This window comes from Streptomyces sp. NPDC051217 (assembly GCF_044455465.1).
In the GTDB taxonomy this organism is placed as follows: domain Bacteria; phylum Actinomycetota; class Actinomycetes; order Streptomycetales; family Streptomycetaceae; genus Streptomyces.
The window spans coordinates 1-18,664 of the sequence record NZ_JBITEV010000027.1 but is presented as its reverse complement, the minus strand read 5'-3'; the positions used below and the strand labels follow the sequence as shown (position 1 = coordinate 18,664).

The following is an 18,664-nucleotide window of genomic DNA, read 5'->3' as shown; positions in this document are numbered from 1 at the left end:
CGACCGTGCTCTTCCTCTACACCGTGCTGCTGGTGTGCGGCGCGTTCCTGCTGGTCGCCGGCGTCGTCGAGCAGCGCCGCCACTTCACCAACCTCAACCGCATCCCCGCCCGGGTGCTGGTCAACGGCATCCGCGGCAAGTCCTCCATCACCCGCCTCTGCGCGGGCGCGCTGCGCGGCGGTGACCTGGTCACGGTCGCCAAGACCACCGGCACGGCCGCGCGCTTCATCCACCCGGACGCCACCGAGGAGCCGGTCTACCGGAAGTTCGGCATCGCCAACGTGGTGGAGCAGATCGGGATCGTACGGCGCGCGGCGGCGTACAACCCGGACGCGCTGGTCATCGAGTGCATGGCGGTCATGCCGGCCCTCCAGGAGATCAACCAGTCGAAACTGATCCGCTCCACGATCGGCGTGCTGTGCAACGTCCGTGAGGACCATCTGGCCGAGATGGGGCCGACGCTGGACGACGTCGCGCGCTCGCTGTCGCGCTCGATGCCGGAGAACGGCATCTGTGTGACGGCGGAGAAGGAGCGCTTCGACATCCTCCAGGAGGAGGCCGACGCGCGGAACTGCAAGCTGATCTACGCGGATCCGGAGACGGTCAGCGACGAGGAGCTGCGCGGCTTCAGCTGGTTCACGTTCAAGGAGAACGTGTCGATCGCGCTGAAGGTCGCCGAACTGATGGGCGTGGAGCGCGAGACGGCTCTCCAGGGCATGTACGATGCCCCGCCGGACCCGGGTGTCCTGTCGGTCGAGCGGTATCTCACGCCGGACGGGAAGCGGCTGCGGTTCGCGAACGTCTTCGCGGCGAACGACCCCGAGTCGACGCTGATGAACATCAACCAGCTGCTCGACCTGGGCGCGATCGCCCGCCCGCTGAACGTCGTCATCAACTGCCGCCCCGACCGCGTCGAGCGCAACGGCCAGATGGGCGAGATCGTCCCCGACCTCCAGCCGGACCAGGTGTTCGTCATCGGGCACCCGGCGAAGAGCGCGATCGACGCGATCCCGGCGGACTGGCGCTCGCGCGCGGTGGACCTGGGCGGTGACAAGCGCGACCCGGCGGAGTTCATGCGCGAGCTGCTGGAGCAGCTCGGGCCCGACTCGTCGCTGGTCGCGATCGGCAACATCCACGGCCAGGGCGAGCTGCTGCTGGAGCACCTGGCGGAGCTGCCGGCGGACGAGACGCCGGACCCGGACCCGGTCCCCGGCCAGGAGCCGGCCCCGGCTCGCGCCGCGGCGTCCGCTCCGGCGTCCGTTCCGGCGTCCGTTCCCGCTCCCGCTTTCGTTCCTCCGTCGGCTCCGGTGGCGGACGCGGCCGGGGACCCCGCCGCGACGGCGGCGCTGCCGGTGGTCGTCCCCGTGCAGACCTCCAGGCGGCCGGCCGAGCCGGGCACCGAGCTGGTGGCCCGGCTGACCGCGCAACCGCCCGCCCCGGGTGCACCGGCCTCCCCCGCCGCACCCGCCGCCGGAACATCACCGGCCCCCACGCCCGACCCCGCTGCACCGCAAGCCACACCGCACGCCACACCGCACGCCGCTCAGCACCCGCGCCACGAGGACACGTTGGCGCTCCACCGCTACTCACCGCACATCGACCCGTTCCAGCCCTACCCCGAGGCCTACGAACAGCGCTACCAGCGGCCGGCCCGGCCCCGCGGCCCCTTCGAGCCGGTACGGATGCCGACCGACGCGGCGGACGAACGTGAGACCGACGCCCCGCAGCAGCCCCCGTACGGCCAGAGTCCGCAGCCGCCGCAGACCCCGCAGAATCCTGGAGAACCCCGTTGATCCCCGCAGTCCTCACGCCCGAGATCGCCGCCATAGGCATCGGCCTGGGCCTGATGTTCTCCCTGATCTGCTACCTGACGACCAATCTCTCCCCCGGCGGCATGATCACGCCGGGCTGGCTCGCGCTGACCCTCGTCGAGGACCTCCAGCGCGCCGCCATGGTCGTCGGTGTGACCGTCCTGACGTACGTGAGCACGCTCCTCGTCCAGCGCTTCGTGATCCTCTACGGAAAGCGGCTCTTCTCCGCCGTCGTCCTCATCGGTGTGCTCCTCCAGGCGACCGTGATGATCGTGCTGTCGCTGGAGTTCCCCCTGCTGTACGCGAACCAGACGCTCGGCTTCATCGTGCCGGGCCTCATCGCGTACCAGCTCGTCCGCCAGCCCAAGGGGGCGACCATCCTCGCGACAGGCACGGTCACGCTCATGGCGTACGTCGTCCTCACCGCCGGCATCCTGCTCGGCGCCCTGCCCACCACATGAGCGGCCTCAGGGGGTGTCTTCCCGATCTTGCCGGGCTCGCGAGCCCTGGCACGCACGCTCATCCGGCCTGATCGACAAGACACCCCCTCGGACCGCCCACGTGCCCGAGATTCCTGGACCCTCCGGAGCGACCTCTCATGAGTGCCAAGGCCAACAAACGCGGCACCCGCCGTTTCCTGCACGCGACCACCGTCATCGCGCTGCTCGCCGGCAGCGCGTATCTCACCGTCGAACTGCGCAAGGACGAACAGGCGAAGGCGCCCGCCGTCCAGGCGATCACGGACACCCCGGACCTGACGTCGGCCGGGGACGCGCGGAACGGCGAGCAGAAGTGGGAGCGGCTGAAGAACCCGGACCGCTCGGTGCTGCGTTCCGGCAAGGGGGCCGTGCTCGCGACCTTCACGGACGGCGCCCGCACCGCGACGCTGACCGGGCCGAGCCGTACGTTCTCCGAGCCGACGAGTACCCAGTCGCGGGTGGTGACCGAGAACTGGGTGCGGCTGATGCCCGAGCCGTGGAAGAAGGACGCCGAGAAGGAGCAGTGGTTCAAGGACTGGTTCGAGGAGTTCTACGGCAGCGAGGAGGACGACCTGTTCGCGTACGCCTTCCAGTACGTCGAGGGCGCCCCGGTCAAGGAGGACGGCGAGGGCACCCCGTACGCGGGTGACGCGGACTTCGGCCCGATCAACCCCGAGGGCAGCGTGGGCGCGGACTACCGGCTCGAAGAGTCGGACTTCTACGACTACCTGGGCATTCCGTACACCTTCCGCGACGGCACCACCAACCAGCCGGAGCAGAAGCGCTACCGCTCCATCGACTGCTCGGGCTTCATCCGGACGGTCTTCGGTTACCGGGGCCGGTTCCCCCTGATGGCCGACGACAAGACCGGTGACGGACTGCCGCGTACCGCGAACGGCATGGCGCGCTCGGGGACCGGCACGGATGTCATCAAGCTGACGGGGAGCGCGCCGTTCGAGCGGCCGAAGTCGATCAGCGTTCTCCAGCCGGGTGACCTGGTCTTCTTCAAGCTCGACGCGCGGACCAAGGAGCGGCTGGACCACGTCGGGATCTACATGGGCATCGACACCGACGGCCACCAGATGTTCGTCTCCAGCCGCGAAGAGGTCAACGGGCCGACGATCGGCGACACGGGCGGCACGTCACGCCTGGACGGCAACGGCTACTACGCGAAGACGCTGCGCAGCGCGAAGCGGCTCTGACGCGGCGAGGGCGGCGAGGCCCGGGGCCGGGCTCTGGGCCCGGGCTCTGGGCCCGGGGCCGGGCTCTGGGAGCTGTGGGCGGCGGGCGACGTCAGCCCTCGTCGCGCAGCTCCTCCGGGCAGGGCGTGCCCGGACGGAGCTGGTACGGCGCCGCGACGCGGTACGTCCCCGGGCGCGGGGCCAGCAGCTCCGTCCACTCGTCGCCGTCGGTGTTCTTCTCGGCCCGGAACAGACAGCCGTTGGGGTTGGTGAACGTCTTCGGGCCGTCCTCGTCGGCCTTGGACGCCTCCGTCTCCTCCGGGCGGTCCAGGCTCTCGCCCTTCTCGTCCACGACGGCGAGCCAGCGCGAGTACGGGATACGGATCAGCACCCGCCCCGCGGACTTCACCTCTATGGTCAGCTCGTCGGCCGACGCCCGCAGCACGTCCGCCGGCGGGTCGGCCAGCGGCATCGGGTCCTGGACCTCGTAGAGCTGCCAGTTGGCGTCGCCCCACAGGTGGTTCAGATAGGGCAGGCCCCGCTGTACGAGCTCCGCCTCCTGGTCCCCGCCGTTGTCGGGCCGGCCCTTGGGCAGCACCACGTAGCGGACGGCCCAGCGGTCCAGCCAGGCGCGGTAGGTGTCGTCGGTGAGGCTGTCGTCGTAGAAGAGCGGGTTGCGCTCCATGTCGGCCTGCCGGTTCCAGCCGCGGGCCAGATTGACGTACGGCGCGAGCGCGGAGGCCTCGCGGTGGCTGCTGGCCGGGACGACCTCCACCCGGCCGCGCTCGGCGCCGACCTCCTGCAACTCGTTCACCAGCGGTGCCAGTTCCCGGGTCCAGGACGCGGTGGGCGCGGTACGGATGATGTCGTCGACGCCCTTGAAGCCGATCCAGAAGTTGAGCGCGGCGAAGGCGAGGAGCAGCGCGTACCACTTGCGTGAGCGCGGCGCCGTGTACGGCAGGGCGGCGAGCAGCACCACACCGCCGACGATCATCGCCAGCCGCGACACGTTGGAGCCGATCTGTGAATCGATCGCCCAGGTCAGCAGCGTCCCGAGGCCGTAGACGGCGGCCGCGGTGCGGACGGTGTGCCAGTCGCGCGGCACCAGGAAGAAGGCGACGAAGGAGAAGAGGAAGGGCAGCGACGCGGTCCCGAGCGACATCGGCTGGGTGCCGGAGAACGGGAAGAGCCAGGCGGAGAGGGCGACGACCGCGACCGGGGCGAGGCCGACCGCGTACGCCCCCGGACGACGTTTGTTGAGGAAGAGCGCGGCGGCGACCACTCCGAGGAAGAGCCCGGCCACCGGGCTCGCCGCCGTGGCGAGGCCGGCGAGCGGCGCGGCGACCACGGCCTTGGCCCAGCGCTTGTAGCGCCAGCGGTAGGGCCAGCAGAAGACGGCGGCGACGGCGCCGAGCGCGAACATCGTGCCGAGACCGAAGGTCACGCGGCCGGAGAGCGCGTTGCAGAGGAAGGCGAAGACGCCGGCGAAGGAGCACGCGAGCGGATTCCGGACAGCCTTGACGCGGTAGAGGATCAGCGAGGTCAGCGCGGCCGAGACGGTCCCGACGATCATCATGGTCGTACGGACGCCGAGCAGCGACATCAGGTAGGGCGAGACGACGCTGTACGAGACGGGGTGCATCCCGCCGTACCAGGCGAGGTTGTACGCGGAGTCCGGGTGGCGGCCGACGAACTCGGCCCAGGCGTCCTGCGCGGCGATGTCGCCGCCGCTGTTCGCGAAGAAGAAGAACCAGAGGATGTGCACGACCCCGGCGACCGTGCCGGTGAGCAGGACGGGGTGGCGGAGCACGCGGCTGCGCAGGTCCTTGGCGGGCGTGGGGGCGGGCTCAGGAGGCGCGTCGGGGGCCGCCTGCCCGGTGGCACTGCCGTCGGGTTTCTTCCCCGCCGCCCCTGGGGGCGTGGTGGAGTTGCCGTCGGCGCGCGTCGGCTCAGCGGTGGTCACTGCGACTCTCCCCGTCTCACCGTCAGCCCGGTGTGCCGGCCCTCCGAGGTCTGTCCGGCCCTGGAGGTGTAAGGACGCCGTCCCCGCGTCCTGAGTTGCCTGGCTGCCCTTTCTCGGACGCTAGCACGCGTCCGGGGGCGGGGAGGGCGCCGGTTCCGGCGCCCTCCCGTGCGGTCGTGGACGGAATCGGCCGACCGAGTCAGCTCACCCGCGTCAGCTTGTCGGTGAACGACGGCTCGGAAACGTCGCTCTGGAGGGCGACGGCCACCTCGACCTGGCTCTTGCCCTCACCCACGGTGAGCGTGCCGATGTGGGTTCCGGCGGCGGCGGCGTGCGGCGGCACCTCGCCGCCGTCGGTCAGTTCGAGCTTGACGGTGAGGCCCGACCAGCCGACGGCCTTCACGTCCTCGGTGGCCACGACGGGCGTCGTCGTGCCCATGCCGTTGTCGACCTCGCCGACGACCGCGCCCTTCTTCACTATCGTCGCGCCCTCCAACTCGTCCTGCGTCGCGAGCATGACGCCCTTGCTCACCGCGTTGACGGTGTCGATGATGGGCGACTTGTGCTGGCCGAGGACCGCCCCGACGATCAACTGGTCGGTGTCGCCGACCATCTGGTGCGCGGCGAAGAGGAGATTGCCGCCCGCCTTGGTGGTGGAGCCGGTCTTGATGCCGAGGGCGCCGTCGTACGGGACGAGGGTGTTGTAGTTCCGCCAGCTCTTGCCCGACGGGTCCGTCCACTCGGGCAGCTTGGTGATGTCCATCAGCGCCTCGATCTCGACGAGCTTCTGGCCGAGCTTCACCTGGTCCTCGGCGGAGCTCACGGTCGTCGCGTCCAGGCCGGACGGGTCGGTGTACTCGGTGTTCTTCATGCCGAGCTCCGCGGCGGTGTCGTTCATCTTCTTGACGAACGCCTCCTCGGAGCCGTTCGCGTCCCAACGGGCCAGCAGCCGCGCGATGTTGTTCGCGGACGGGATCATGAGGGCGGCCAGCGCGTCGTGCTGGGTGAGGGTGTCGCCCTCCTTCACGGTGTTGAGGGTCGACTCACCCTGCGCGTCGAGCCCGCCGTCCTCCTCGGCCTTGGCGTCGACCTTGATGGACGGGCCCTTGGCGCCCTTCTTCAGCGGGTGGTCCTGGAGGACGACGTACGCGGTCATCGCCTTGGCGACGCTGCCGATGGGCACGGCCTTCTGCTCACCGAACGAGTCGACCGTGCCGAGCCCGGTCGCCGCCATGAAGCCCTGTCCCTCGCCGGGCCACGGCAGCGCGGGCTTGTCGCCCTCGAAGGTGTACGTGGACTTCGTGGTCAGGTTCAGCGAGGGCGCCGGGAGCGGGCGCACGGCCTGTACGACCGCAAAGACGATCAGTACGAGTACGAGCAGCGGCGTCCAGATCTTGACCCGCCGGACGACGGTACGGGTGGGGGTCTCGGGCGGCGCGGGCTTGTTGGTCAGCTCGGCGAGCAGATCGAGCGGCGGCAGCGGCGGCATGGGCTGCTGCCGGGTCCGCTCGGCCTCCGCGACAGCCTGCCCGGAGGGCGCCCCGGCGGGCTTCGCGGGCACCCGCACGTCGTCCGCCCGAAGGGGCACGAATTTGCTGGTGCGCTCGGCGGGAAGCTCGGGCGAGACCGCCGGCGGGGTCGCGGCCGGGGGCTGCGGCGGAAGCTTGAGCATGGCGGTGGGCTGATCAACCCCGGGCCGCTTGACGGCCTTGAAGACGGCGGTCTTCCGGTCGACACCGGGTTCGTCGTCACCGTCGGCCCCGGTCCGGGCGCCACCGTCCCGCTCGGCTGCGGGCCGGGCGGCCGGGCCGGCTTCGGCCTTGGAGGCCGTGGGGTAGGGCGTCGGCCCGGACCCGCCCGCTGACGCGGCGGAAGCGGCACCGGGCCTCGCGGCGCCACCACCGTCCCGCTCGGCTGCGGGCTTGGCGGCCGGGCCGGTTTCCGGCTTGCCGGTCGTGGCGTCGGCCACCGGCTCCGGCCTCGCCTTCGGCGCGGTAGACCCCTCGCTGCCTCGCGTCGTCGGCCCGGACCCGCCCGCCTGTACGGCGGGAGCGTCCCCGGGCCGGGCAGCCGTGGCGTCGGGCTTCGGCACGGGAGGCGCGGCTGCGGGCTTTGCGGCGCCGCCTGCGCCCCGGTCGGCCTCCGGCTTGCCGGTCGTGGCGTCAGCCACCGGCGCGGCAGGCGCCGCGCCGCCCCGCTTTGCGGCTTCCGGCTCGGAAGTGGCCGCAGGGGCCCCGGACTTCGGTCCGCCCGTGGATTCCGGTTCGGGCTCAACCGCCTTGAAGACGGCCGTCCTCCGGTCGACACCGACCTCGCCCGAATCCGCCGCCTCCGGCACGGCAGCCGCCGCGCCACCCGGCATCTCCGGCCCCGCCGGGGTGGCTTCGCCCTCCGGCTCGGAGGCGACCGACACCGCTTCCGGCCGTCCCGCCTCCGGCGCCGAAGGCACCTCAGGAGCCGTCACACGCGCCCCAGCGGCCTCAGGAGCCCCAGAGGGCCCCCGCTCACCCCGGACCGTGAAAACGGCCGTCCCGCGGTCGGCAGAGGGCTCAGCCGTGTCCACCGCGGAACCGTCCGTCCCCGGCGTCGCGTCCTTGTCCGTGTCGGCGCCGCCCTCCGCCTCCCCGGCAGTGGCATCCGCATCCGCCTCCCGGGCGGCGGCCGACTCCCGGAAGACCGCGAACCTCGGGTCCGGTTCCTGAGCCGCCTCCCCCGACGACTTCCGCTGCTCCGACTTGTCGGGGGACTCGCCCGCCACCGTGCCTCCTCATGCGTGTGCGGCGCTTCGCACGCTCCGCCGCACTCTCCGAACCGATTATCAGTGTCCTGTGTGAAACCACAGCCCAAGCGCAAGACGAGAACGACATACATAACGGTTCCCGTACAAAGCGACCAGGCACTCTCGACAGACCAATGTGAGAGGGGTCACCCTGTCATTCATCCACGCGGGGAGGCATGGATGGGCAGGAGCCGCAGAACAATTCCGGAGGAGCTTCTGCTGCTCGCTCTGGACCCGGCCACGGGTACCACAGCGCAGCCGCAGTCGCTCGACCTCGGCCTGGCCGGAGCACAGCTAGTAGAGCTGGCTCTGGCAGGACGGATAGCCCCTGACGGGGATCGTATCGCCGTGGTGATGCCACGGCCGACCGGAGATCCGACTCTGGACTCCGCGCTGGAACTGCTGCGCAGACGTGGCAGTCCGGTTCGCGCAGTTCACTGGATCGGCGGGCCCCGATTGGGGCTCCGTCAGATTTACCTCTCGCATCTGGAGCGGTGCGGCATGGTTCATGCCGTTGCGGGCCAGATGTGCGGAGTGCTGCCGACGACTCGCTACCAGGCGACGGAGACGGCGATCAGCCGCGACATCAGGTCACGGCTGGACAGTGCGATCCGCACCGGCGTACCGCCGGACCCGCGGACCGCGGCGCTCGCCGCACTGGCCCACGCGGTCGGACTTGGCAAGCACCTGTACCCCGGTAACGAGGGGCGCTCGTCGCGCTCCCGGCTCCGGGATCTGATCAGACACGACCCCATGGGCGGTCTCGTGGCGCATGCCGTGATGGACGTCCAGAACGGTGTGGCCGCTCAGCCACGCCGTAACCCCGCACCGGGAGGCCGACCGCCGGCCGTACCGATGCAACCGCAGCGCGGCGGCATGGCCCGCGTCGCGGCGCACTGAAAGCACCAACAGCACCAACAGCACCAACAGCACCAACAGAGCACCGAGAGAGCACGGACACGACAGCACGCGGGTATCCGAATCCGCCGCGCCGACGTCCCCAGAGACCCGGTTCGGGAGCCGCAAGAGGCGCGCGGGGTCCAGCCGTACAACCGGCTGCCCCCGCGCGTCGCGCGCCCGGATACAGGTCCGGCGGCGGCGTGTCCACTCACCGCCCGTGCTTTCTTCTCTGTGCCTGTTTTCCAGCGCAGTTGACCCTATCGGTGGCAGTCTGCTGAGACGTAGACACATAGAGCTACGCAGTTACTCAGCAGGAGGTGCCGTTTCCGTGGCGTCCAGTGTCAATCCCACCGTCAGGCGACGCCGATTGGGCCAGGAGCTGCGCCGGCTCCGCGAGGTCAAAGGCATGACGGCCGAGGAGGTGGCGGAGCGCCTGCTGGTTTCCCAGTCGAAGATCAGCCGTCTTGAGAACGGTCGCCGTTCCATCAGTCAGCGCGATGTCCGCGACCTGTGCGGTGTGTACGAGGTCGAGGACAACCGCATTGTCGAGTCGCTCATGCAAATGGCCAAGGACTCCCGCCAGCAGGGCTGGTGGCACGCCTTCGGGGATATCCCGTACAGCGTCTACATCGGTCTGGAGACGGACGCGGCCTCGCTGCGTGTGTACGAGCCGCAGGTCGTGCCCGGACTGCTCCAGACCCGGGGCTACGCGGAGGCGCTGATCACCGGCGCGCTCCCGGAGACCTCGCCGGCGGACGTCGAGAAGCGCGTCAGCGTACGGGTGCGCCGCCAGGAGCGGGTCAACGCGCCCGAGCAGCCGCTGCGTCTGTGGGCCGTGATCGACGAGTCGGCGCTGCGCCGCGTGGTCGGCGGCAAACATCTGATGCGTGAGCAGCTGGAGTTCCTGGTCGAGCTGTCGCAGCTCCCCCATGTCACCGTGCAGGTGCTGCCGTTCGAGATGGGCGCCCATCCGGGTATCAGCGGGCATTACGCGATTCTTGAATTCCCCGACGCCACGGATTCGAGCGTGGTGTACATCGAGGGCGTCACGAGTGATCTTTATCTGGAGAAGGCCAACGACGTCCAGAAGTACAGCGTGATGTACGAACACCTTCGCGCGCAGGCGCTGAATGCGGATCAGACCCGCGAGTTCATCTCGGACATCGCCAAGGGATACGCCCGCTAAGGGCAGTTGAGCAGGAGCGGGCGGCAGAATACACCCGGTGGACTCATATCGGAAGAGTTCACCGGGATATCCCATCCGGTCGAGTGAACGTCCGCCCCACGCGTCCATCCCGGCTAGTAGCGTCGATCTTGCCGGCAAGAAGTTGGCGTATTGACACCACTTGCTGAATCGGAGCGAACCGAACATGGCAATTCTTCAGGGCGCTACGGACACGTGGACCAAGTCCTCGTACTCCGGCGGAAACGGCGCATGCGTCGAGGTCAAGTCTCCCGTCGTGCAGGCGATCGCCGTACGGGACTCGAAGGCCCCGGAAGGTCCCTCGATCACCTTTGTCCCGGGATCGTGGACCACTTTCGTACACGAGATGAACCGGGGCGCTTTCGACCTCGGCTGAGCCCTTCGCGCCACCCGCACCACAGCACGGAATTGAGCCCTCTCGACCTGTCCGCCGTCCTGGCCGAGGGGGCTCGGCCATGCCCTCACTTCACACGAACTCCCTCTCGGCCGCACGGGACCCGCATCCCGTGCGGTCGTTCCTGTTGTTGCCGTGCTACCTGCCGCATCTGACGAAGTGCCCGCCCATCGTGTGGTTCCCGTCACGTTCACGACAACGCCTAGCAAGGTCAAGAACCGGTAAAATCGTTCGGCTTTCTGATCCGTGTTCACATTTATGACCGCCGGAACCCTTGACCCGCTGCCGCGAGTAGCGGTTCAATCCCCGAAGTCCCCGCTCCCGCACGGGGGCACCGCTGACCGGACGTACTGGCGGAGCGCACCCACGTTCACAAGGCGGACCCCTGGAGGGGGCACATGAACAGTCTCGACTGGACCGTGCTCATCGGATACTTCGGTGTCATGGTCGCGATCGGCGTCTGGTCCCACAAGCGCGTGGGCGACGTCCATGACTACTTCACTGCCGGCGGCAAGATGCCGTGGTGGCTTTCCGGCATCTCGCACCACATGTCCGGCTACAGCGCGGTGATGTTCACGGGATACGCGGCCATCGCGTACACCTACGGCGTCACGTCGTACGTCACCTGGTCGTTCCCCATCGCCATCGGCATCGCGATCGGGGCCAAGCTCTTCGCTCCCCGGCTCAACCGGGTGCGCTCGCGGCTGCATGTCTCATCGCCGCTCGAATACCTCAAGAACCGCTACAACCTGCCGACCCAGCAGGCGCTCGCCTGGTCGGGGGTGCTGCTGAAGATCGTGGACGTCGGTGCCAAGTGGGCCGCGATCGCCACCCTGCTCTCCGTCTTCACCGGTGTCTCGCTCAACATGGGCATCCTGATCACGGGCGCGGTCACCGCGGTCTACTGCACCGTCGGCGGTCTGTGGGCCGACGCCCTGACCGAACTGGGCCAGTTCATCATCCAGTTCATCGCCGGTATCGCGATGCTCGTCGCCGTCCTGGCGGAGCTGGGCGGGTTCAGCAGCCTGTGGAACGTCTGGGACGAGCCCGAACTCCAGGGCCACACCGAGCCGCTGGCCGGGCCGTACATGATGGTCTTCCTGATCGCGTATCTGTTCATCAAGACCTTCGAGTACAACGGCGGCATGTGGAACCAGGCGCAGCGCTACATGGCGACCGACTCCGCGAAGTCCGCGACGCGCTCCGGCGCCCTGTCGGCCGTACTGTGGCTGATCTGGCCGCTGGTGCTGTTCTTCCCGATGTGGGTCGCGCCGGTCCTCATCGACACGGACGTACCGGCCGACAGCTACGCGCTGATGGCCGAACAGCTCCTGCCGCACGGGCTGCTGGGCCTGGTCATCGTCGGCTTCTTCTCGCACACGATGGCCATGTGCTCCTCGGACGCGAACGCCATCGCGGCGGTCGTGACGCGCGACATCATGCCCGCCTTGTCCCGCAAGGCACGGGAGTGGGACACCCGGGTCGGGCTGCTCGCCGCCCGCTGGACGACGCTGCTCTTCCTCGGTCTCTCGATGGCCATCGCGACGCAGGTCAACTCGCCCTTCTTCGGCGACATCATCACCGTCGTCATCAAGTGGGTCGCCGGACTCATGGGGCCGATCGCGATCCCGCTGATGCTGGGTCTGCTGCCCTGGTTCCGCAAGAGCGGGCCCACGGCCGCGCTGATCAGCTGGGGCGTCGGTCTGGTCACCTTCTGGCTGGTCAACTACCCGATCAGCTGGAACGTGGACGGCGGAGTGCCGCTCCAGTACCAGGTGTCGATCCCGCTCGCCGTCTCGCTCGTCCTCTACATCCTGATCGGCTTCATCAAGCCGGAGGACACCCCGGAGCGCGACGCCGTGCTGGAGAAGATCAACAACGACGACGACGGTTCTGACGCACTCGCGGCGGCGGTCGCGGTGCCGGCGCCCGCCACGTCGGGCGACGCGAAGCTGCTCGGCCGCGAGGACGCCTCCGGCTGACGGGTCCGCGTCTCGGCCTGGTGCCGGGCCCGGACTTGTGTCACCGGGCCCGGCCAGTGGGCCGGTTCGTCCTCAATCACCGGACGGGCTTGAGATGCGCCCGGCCGGTTGAAGGTGTCCTCGAACGCCGGACGGGCCGCATCGCGGCCCGTCCGGCGATTGAGGACAGGCGCGGGCCACAAGTGGCGCGGCCCTGCCAACGGGCTCGGCCCCAGGCCCTAGCCCCGCGGGTACCGCGTCAGCCAGGCCGACGCCGTGACCGCCGGGCTGTGCAGTGCGGGGCCCTGCGTCATTTCCATCGCGAAGTCGTCCGCGATCTCCAGGAGCGTCGGGCGGCCCTCCAACTCGGCCAGCCACGCGGGCGGCAGCGCCGTCTCCCCATGCATCGCGCCGAGCAGGGCGCCGCAGAGCGCCCCGGTCGCCGAGGACGGCCCGTCGTGGTTGACGGCCAGCCGCAGGCCGTGGCGTACGTCCTCGCCGACCAGCGCGCAGTACACGGCCACCGCCAGCGAGTCCTCCGCCGCCCGGCCCTCCCCGAGCACCGCGACGCGGCCCGGGGTCGGGATCCCCTGCCGTACGGCTCCGAGCGCCTGTCCCAGCGCGTCGGTGACGGGTTGGTGGCCGGGCCGCTGGGTCAGCAGCGCAAGGGCCCGCTGCACAGCCGCGTCGATGCCGTCGCCGCGCGCCACGCCGTGCACGATCACGGCGAAGGCACCGGCCGACAGATATGCGGTGGGATGGCCGTGCGTCTGCGCCGCGCACTCGACCGCCAACTGGCACACCAACTGCGGCTCCCAGCCGACCAGCAGCCCGAACGGCGCCGAGCGCACCAGCGCGCCCGCGTCGCGCGCGGTCGGGTTCTTGGGCTTCTCCAGGGTCCCCATCACCTCGTCCGCCAGCCCGGTCAGACTGGGCCGCGCGGGGTCCCGGCGCGCGTACAGCCACTCCTCCTGCGCGAGCCAGCCGTTGTCCTTGCGGCGCTCGTCGGGTCCCCAGTCGCTCTGGGTGGCGGCCCAGCGCAGATACGCGCGGTGCACGTCGGTCGGCGGGTGCCAGGCGCCGGTGTCACGCCGGACCTGCGCGCGGATGAGGCCGTCGACGGTGAAGAGGGTCAGCTGGGTGGCGGCGGCCACCGCGCCGCGCCGGCCGTACGCGGGGGCGAAGTCGGTGACGCCTTCGGCGCCGTGCGCGGTGCGGGTCTCGTCGAGGGTCAGTGTGTCGACCCCCGCTCCCAGCGCGTCGCCGATCGCTCCCCCGAGCAGGCAGCCACGGACGCGGCTGCGGAAGTCCTGCTGTTCCGCCCGGCCCCATATGGCGGTGGCTGGCCTGCTCACGCGTCCCTCCCTCCCGAGTCGTGGAACGCGCTCTGGCGCAGCACTGTAATCGAACGGGAACGGACGGTTGAGCACGGGCGGCCGGTGGCCGGTTCGTCCCCGGCCACCGGCCCCCGGTCACTCCGCGGGCAGCAGCGGCAGCAGCTCCGGCAGGTGCCCGTCGGACGCCGTCGCCGCCCGTACGCGCTCCTCGGGCACCTCCCCGTACAGCGTGGTCCGCGGCCTGGCCGGCCGGCCCGCGGCCTCGGCGATCGCGATCAGGTCCTTGACCGAGCGGTACGAGCCGTAACTGGAGCCCGCCATACGGGAGATGGTCTCCTCCATCAGCGTGCCGCCCAGGTCGTTCGCGCCGGAGCGCAGCATCTCGGCGGCGCCTTCCGTGCCGAGCTTCACCCAGCTGGTCTGGATGTTGGTGATGTACGGGTGGAGGAGGAGCCGGGCCATCGCCATGACCGCGCGGTTGTCGCGGGTCGTCGGGCCGGGGCGGGCGATGCCGGCCAGATAGACGGGCGCGTTGGTGTGGATGAAGGGCAGCGTGACGAATTCCGTGAAGCCCTCGCGCCCCGCCTCCAGCGCCTTGCGCTGCATGCCGGCCAGGGTGCGGAAGTGCCCGAGCCAGTGCCGGGGCTGGTCGACGTGGCCGTACATCATCGTGGAGCTGGAACGGATGCCCAGCGAGTGCGCGGTCTCCACGACCTCGATCCATGTCGCCGTCGGCAGCTTGCCCTTGGTGAGGATCCAGCGCACCTCGTCGTCCAGGATCTCGGCGGCCGTCCCCGGGATCGAGTCGAGCCCGGCCTCCTTCGCGGCGGTGAGCCATTCACGGATCGACATCCCGGTGCGCGACGCCCCGTTGACGACCTCCATCGGCGAGAAGGCGTGCACATGCATGCCGGGCACGCGCTCCTTGACGGCGCGCGCGATGTCGAAGTACGCCGTGCCGGGCAGATCGGGGTGGATGCCGCCCTGCATGCACACCTCGACGGCGCCGACGTCCCACGCCTGCGCGGCGCGGTCGGCGACCTGGTCGAGGGAGAGGGTGTACGCGTCGGCGTCCGTACGGCGCTGGGCGAAGGCGCAGAAACGGCAGCCGGTGTAGCAGACGTTGGTGAAGTTGATGTTGCGCGTGACGATGTACGTGACGTCGTCGCCGACCACCTCGCGGCGCAGTTCGTCGGCGATCCGGGTCAGCGCGTCGAGCGCGGGACCGTCGGCGTGCAGCAGCGCGAGCGCCTCGTCGTCGGTGAGCTTCGTCGGGTCGGCGGCGGCCTGCTTCAACGCCTGCTTGACGTCGGTGTCGATGCGCTCGGGCACCATGCCGGGCGCGGCGGCCTCCCGCAGCGCGTCCCAGTCGCCGTACACATGGTCGAAGTCGTCGCGCCGGTCGCCGGTGCGGCCCTCGGTGTCGATGGTGCGGTGCAGATCCGTACGGCCGGTGGCGGTGAACCCCTCGTCGGGCTCCTGCCACGGCAGCCCGGCCGGCTTCACGCCCTCGCGGGCGAGCCCGGTCGCCGGGTCGGCGAGCGCGCGCACATGCGGCATCACGCGCGGGTCGAGCCAGGGCTCGCCGCGCTGGATGAACTCGGGGTAGATCGTGAGCCGTTCGCGCAGCTCGAACCCGGCGGCGGCGGTGCGCTCGGCCAGCTGATCGATGTGCGGCCAGGGGCGCTCGGGGTTCACATGGTCGGGGGTGAGCGGGGAGACGCCGCCCCAGTCGTCGATGCCGGCGTCGATGAGGAGCGCGTACTCCTCGTCCACGAGATTGGGCGGGGCCTGGATCCGGGCCGCCGGGCCGAGGAGATGTCGGGCGACGGCGATCGTCGCGGCCAGCTCCTCCAACTCGGCGTCGGGCATGGCGCGCATCGCGGTGTCGGGCTTGGCCCGGAAGTTCTGGACGATGACTTCCTGGATGCCGTGGTAGGCGCGGGCGGTGCGGCGCAGTTCGAAGAGGGAGTCGGCGCGCTCCTCGTAATCCTCGCCGATGCCGATCAGGATGCCGGTGGTGAAGGGGACGTTGGACCGGCCCGCGTCTTCGAGCACCCGCAGCCGTACGGCGGGCTCCTTGTCCGGCGAGCCGTGGTGCGGGCCGCCGGGCTCGGACCAGAGCCGGGTGGCGGTGGTCTCCAGCATCATGCCCATGCTGGGCGCGACGGGCTTGAGCCGCTGGAAGTCGGTCCAGCCGAGCACGCCGGGGTTGAGGTGCGGGAGGAGCCCGGTCTCCTCCAGGACGCGGATGGCCATGGCCCGTACGTAGGCGAGGGTGTCGTCGTAACCCTCCGCCTCCAGCCACGCCTTCGCCTCGGGCCAGCGGTCCTCGGGCCGGTCGCCGAGTGTGAACAGCGCTTCCTTGCAGCCCATCTCGGCGCCCTCACGGGCGATGGCCAGGACTTCGTCGGGCGACAGATACATGCCGTGGCCGGCGCGGCGGAGTTTGCCGGGGACGGTGACGAAGGTGCAGTAGTGGCACTTGTCGCGGCAGAGGCGGGTCAGCGGGATGAAGACCTTGCGGGAGTACGTGATGATCCCGGGCCGCCCGACGGCTTCGAGCCCGGCGTCGCGGACCCGCGCGGCCGAGGCGGCCAGGTCATTCAGGTCGTCGCCGCGCGCCTGGAGCAGGACGGCGGCCTCGCCGACGTCGAGCGCGACACCGTCCCTGGCACGTTTGAGGGCACGGCGCATGGAGTTGGCGGTGGGGGCGGAGGGGGAGCCGGAGGGGGACGTGGCGCTCGTCGTCATATCTCCGAGCATACGAGCGGGGTCCGACGATTCCGGGGCGGAGATGAGTAGGTGAGCGGATGCCCACATTCGGGTGTCCGGGAATAACTTCGGTCATATGAACGACGCCAAGGACTTCAAGGACCTGGACGGCTCGGTCGTGTCGCCCTGCGCGTACGGCCCCGAGTAGGGCGACCGAGTCCCGCGGAAAAGCGTCCCGCGGAAAAGGGCCCGCGGAAAAGCCCGGAGGGGCAGTCGCTGTGTGCGACTGCCCCTCGGCGGCTTTTCCTGTCGGTGTGGTGCTGTCCGGTGCGTCATCTCAGGCGGCCAGTGCCACCGCCTCGACAGCCGGGGTGCGCAGGCCGCGGTAGGCGGTACCCACGCTGGTGACGATCGTCGCGACGGCTCCGATGCCCACGACGGCCAGCCAGATCCCGAGGCTCTGGTCCGGGACGGCGGTGTCGGTGCGGACGATGCTGAAGGAGACGATCCCGGCGATCGCCGACAGCGTCGCGAAGAAGACTCCGAAGACCGTCAGGATGAGCGATTCGAGACTGATCATGCCCAGGACCTGACCCGGCGTGGCGCCGGTGAGACGCTGCTGGCCGAACTCCCTGGTGCGGTAAGTGGTCGCCGCGTAGAGGCTGTTGACCAGCATGATGCAGGCGAAGATCACGATGATGCCGGCGATCACGAAGTTGAGGGTCTGGACGCTCATGTCCTCGCCGGACCGGGTGAGACCGGCGGCCTCGGCCGCGTCGTTCTCGATGACCTGCATGTAGAAGATGGCCGTGGCGATGCTGATGAAGAGGATGAGCGGCATGAGCACGCTGGAGAGCTGCGCGGCGCGCTGCCGCATGTTGTGGATGGTCAGGTAACCGCTGGCGCCGAAGACCAGGGTCAGCGGCTTGGCCAGGGCGCCGAGCAGGATCCGCAGCAGTGCGGGCGAGAGGATCGCGAAGCCCGCGGCGAGCAGGATGGCACCGTAGCCGGGGGCGGCCATCAGCGCGACGTCCGTCTTGTCCATGGCGAAGGTGGAGCCGACGGTGCCGGCGCCCAGGAGCAGGGCGGCGACTCCGGCGAAGGTCTTCGCCCGGCCGCGGGGCTTGCGGCCGCCTGCCGCTTCCCTGGTCGCCCGGCGGACCGCGAGGAACGCGGCGCCGACGGACGTCAGCAGGGTGACGGTCGCACCGAAGGCCAGCGCGATCGGACCGAAGACGTGGTCCACACCGGCGGCCACCTGGTCGGTGTCCTTGAAGACGTTGAGCAGCTGCTCGCCGCCGATCATCGCGGGCACCACGGCCAGCAGCGTTCCGACGATCCCCACCACGGCGGCCTCGAAGACCACCATCCGCTTGATCTGCGCGGGAGTCGCCCCGCTCCGGCGGAGCAGCGAGATCTCCTCGCGGCGCTGGCGGACGTTGACGGTGAGGGTGGAGGCGATCGCGAAGAAGACGAGGAGGGCGCCGTAGCCGCCGACCACGTTCGCGGCGGTGGTGATGGACTCCTTGCTGAGACTGTCGATGCCCGGTGTCGCGGCCGTGTCGTGCATCGAGCTGAAGGTCATGATGACCGCCGCGCCCAGGAAGGTGGAGAGCAGGGTGGCGATGAAGCGCCCGGGGCGCCGGCGGATGGAGCTCATGGCGAGAGTGAACATGTGTCAGACCCCCGCGAACGCGTTGCCGGCGAACTGGGCGGCGGAGCTGGTGCCCGGCTGGTTGACGGTGTCTCCGAGATGCGCGAGGCGCTCGGCGACGGCGTCGACGGTCGGCCGGTCGATCTGCCCGGCCAGACGGCCGTCGGCGAGGAAGATCACGGAGTCCGCGAAGGAGGCGGCGACCGGGTCGTGGGTGACCATGACGACGGTGCGGCCGTGGATCCGTACGGTCTCCTGGAGCAGCCGCAGCACGCCGCGTGCGCTG

Annotated in this window: 12 protein-coding genes and 1 pseudogene; 7 read left to right on the top strand and 6 right to left on the bottom strand. The window is 70.2% G+C overall.

Going from position 1 to position 18,664, the window contains the following annotated elements; genetic code table 11:
- Positions 1–5 precede the first annotated feature (5 nt).
- From pgsB to ACIBBB_RS35310, 3 genes are all read left to right on the top strand, one after another.
- Complete coding sequence (gene pgsB / locus ACIBBB_RS35320) at positions 6–1,793, top strand: poly-gamma-glutamate synthase PgsB (protein ID WP_398989422.1); 1,788 nt, start codon at positions 6–8, stop codon at positions 1,791–1,793.
- A complete protein-coding gene (locus ACIBBB_RS35315; protein WP_398989420.1) occupies positions 1,790–2,272 on the top strand; it encodes a poly-gamma-glutamate biosynthesis protein PgsC/CapC in 483 nt (160 codons plus the stop codon). The genes pgsB and ACIBBB_RS35315 overlap by 4 nt, the downstream gene beginning before the upstream one ends.
- Before the next feature lie 137 nt (positions 2,273–2,409).
- Positions 2,410–3,492, top strand: a complete 1,083-nt coding sequence (locus tag ACIBBB_RS35310; protein WP_398989418.1) for a C40 family peptidase — start codon at positions 2,410–2,412, stop codon at positions 3,490–3,492.
- A gap of 91 nt (positions 3,493–3,583) precedes the next feature.
- Here the strand turns inward: ACIBBB_RS35310 and ACIBBB_RS35305 are convergent, their stop codons facing one another.
- Entirely contained in the window at positions 3,584–5,434 is a 1,851-nt protein-coding gene (locus tag ACIBBB_RS35305) for an MFS transporter (RefSeq protein ID WP_398989416.1), read from the bottom strand.
- Between the two features lie 199 nt (positions 5,435–5,633).
- Positions 5,634–8,192 carry a D-alanyl-D-alanine carboxypeptidase gene (locus tag ACIBBB_RS35300; RefSeq protein ID WP_398989414.1) on the bottom strand — a complete coding sequence of 853 codons (2,559 nt, stop codon included), beginning with the start codon at positions 8,190–8,192 and terminating at the stop codon, positions 5,634–5,636.
- A 201-nt stretch (positions 8,193–8,393) separates the two neighbouring features.
- On the opposite strand from ACIBBB_RS35300, the gene ACIBBB_RS35295 reads away from it, so the two are divergent.
- The 4 genes from ACIBBB_RS35295 to ACIBBB_RS35280 all read left to right on the top strand — a co-directional run bounded on the left by ACIBBB_RS35295 (position 8,394) and on the right by ACIBBB_RS35280 (position 12,693).
- Positions 8,394–9,113, top strand: a complete 720-nt coding sequence (locus ACIBBB_RS35295; protein WP_189109787.1) for a GPP34 family phosphoprotein — start codon at positions 8,394–8,396, stop codon at positions 9,111–9,113.
- A gap of 328 nt (positions 9,114–9,441) precedes the next feature.
- Positions 9,442–10,299, top strand: coding sequence for a helix-turn-helix domain-containing protein (locus ACIBBB_RS35290; RefSeq protein ID WP_398989411.1), 858 nt, complete (start codon positions 9,442–9,444; stop codon positions 10,297–10,299).
- Positions 10,300–10,483: 184 nt separating this feature from the next.
- On the top strand, positions 10,484–10,693 hold the full coding sequence (locus tag ACIBBB_RS35285) for a DUF397 domain-containing protein (protein ID WP_398989409.1): 210 nt from the start codon (positions 10,484–10,486) through the stop codon (positions 10,691–10,693).
- 416 nt (positions 10,694–11,109) lie between these two features.
- On the top strand, positions 11,110–12,693 hold the full coding sequence (locus ACIBBB_RS35280) for a sodium:solute symporter family protein (RefSeq protein WP_398989407.1): 1,584 nt from the start codon (positions 11,110–11,112) through the stop codon (positions 12,691–12,693).
- Positions 12,694–12,911: 218 nt separating this feature from the next.
- Here the strand turns inward: ACIBBB_RS35280 and ACIBBB_RS35275 are convergent, their stop codons facing one another.
- The 4 genes and pseudogenes from ACIBBB_RS35275 to ACIBBB_RS35260 form a co-directional block, all read right to left on the bottom strand.
- Positions 12,912–14,027 carry an ADP-ribosylglycohydrolase family protein gene (locus ACIBBB_RS35275; RefSeq protein WP_398989405.1) on the bottom strand — a complete coding sequence of 372 codons (1,116 nt, stop codon included), beginning with the start codon at positions 14,025–14,027 and terminating at the stop codon, positions 12,912–12,914.
- Positions 14,028–14,144: 117 nt separating this feature from the next.
- Complete coding sequence (locus ACIBBB_RS35270; protein WP_398989403.1) at positions 14,145–16,763, bottom strand: bifunctional FO biosynthesis protein CofGH; 2,619 nt, start codon at positions 16,761–16,763, stop codon at positions 14,145–14,147.
- A gap of 298 nt (positions 16,764–17,061) precedes the next feature.
- A complete protein-coding gene (locus tag ACIBBB_RS35265) occupies positions 17,062–18,399 on the bottom strand; it encodes an FtsX-like permease family protein (RefSeq protein ID WP_398989400.1) in 1,338 nt (445 codons plus the stop codon).
- A gap of 3 nt (positions 18,400–18,402) precedes the next feature.
- Positions 18,403–18,664: pseudogene (locus ACIBBB_RS35260) on the bottom strand (hypothetical protein); the annotation flags it as partial.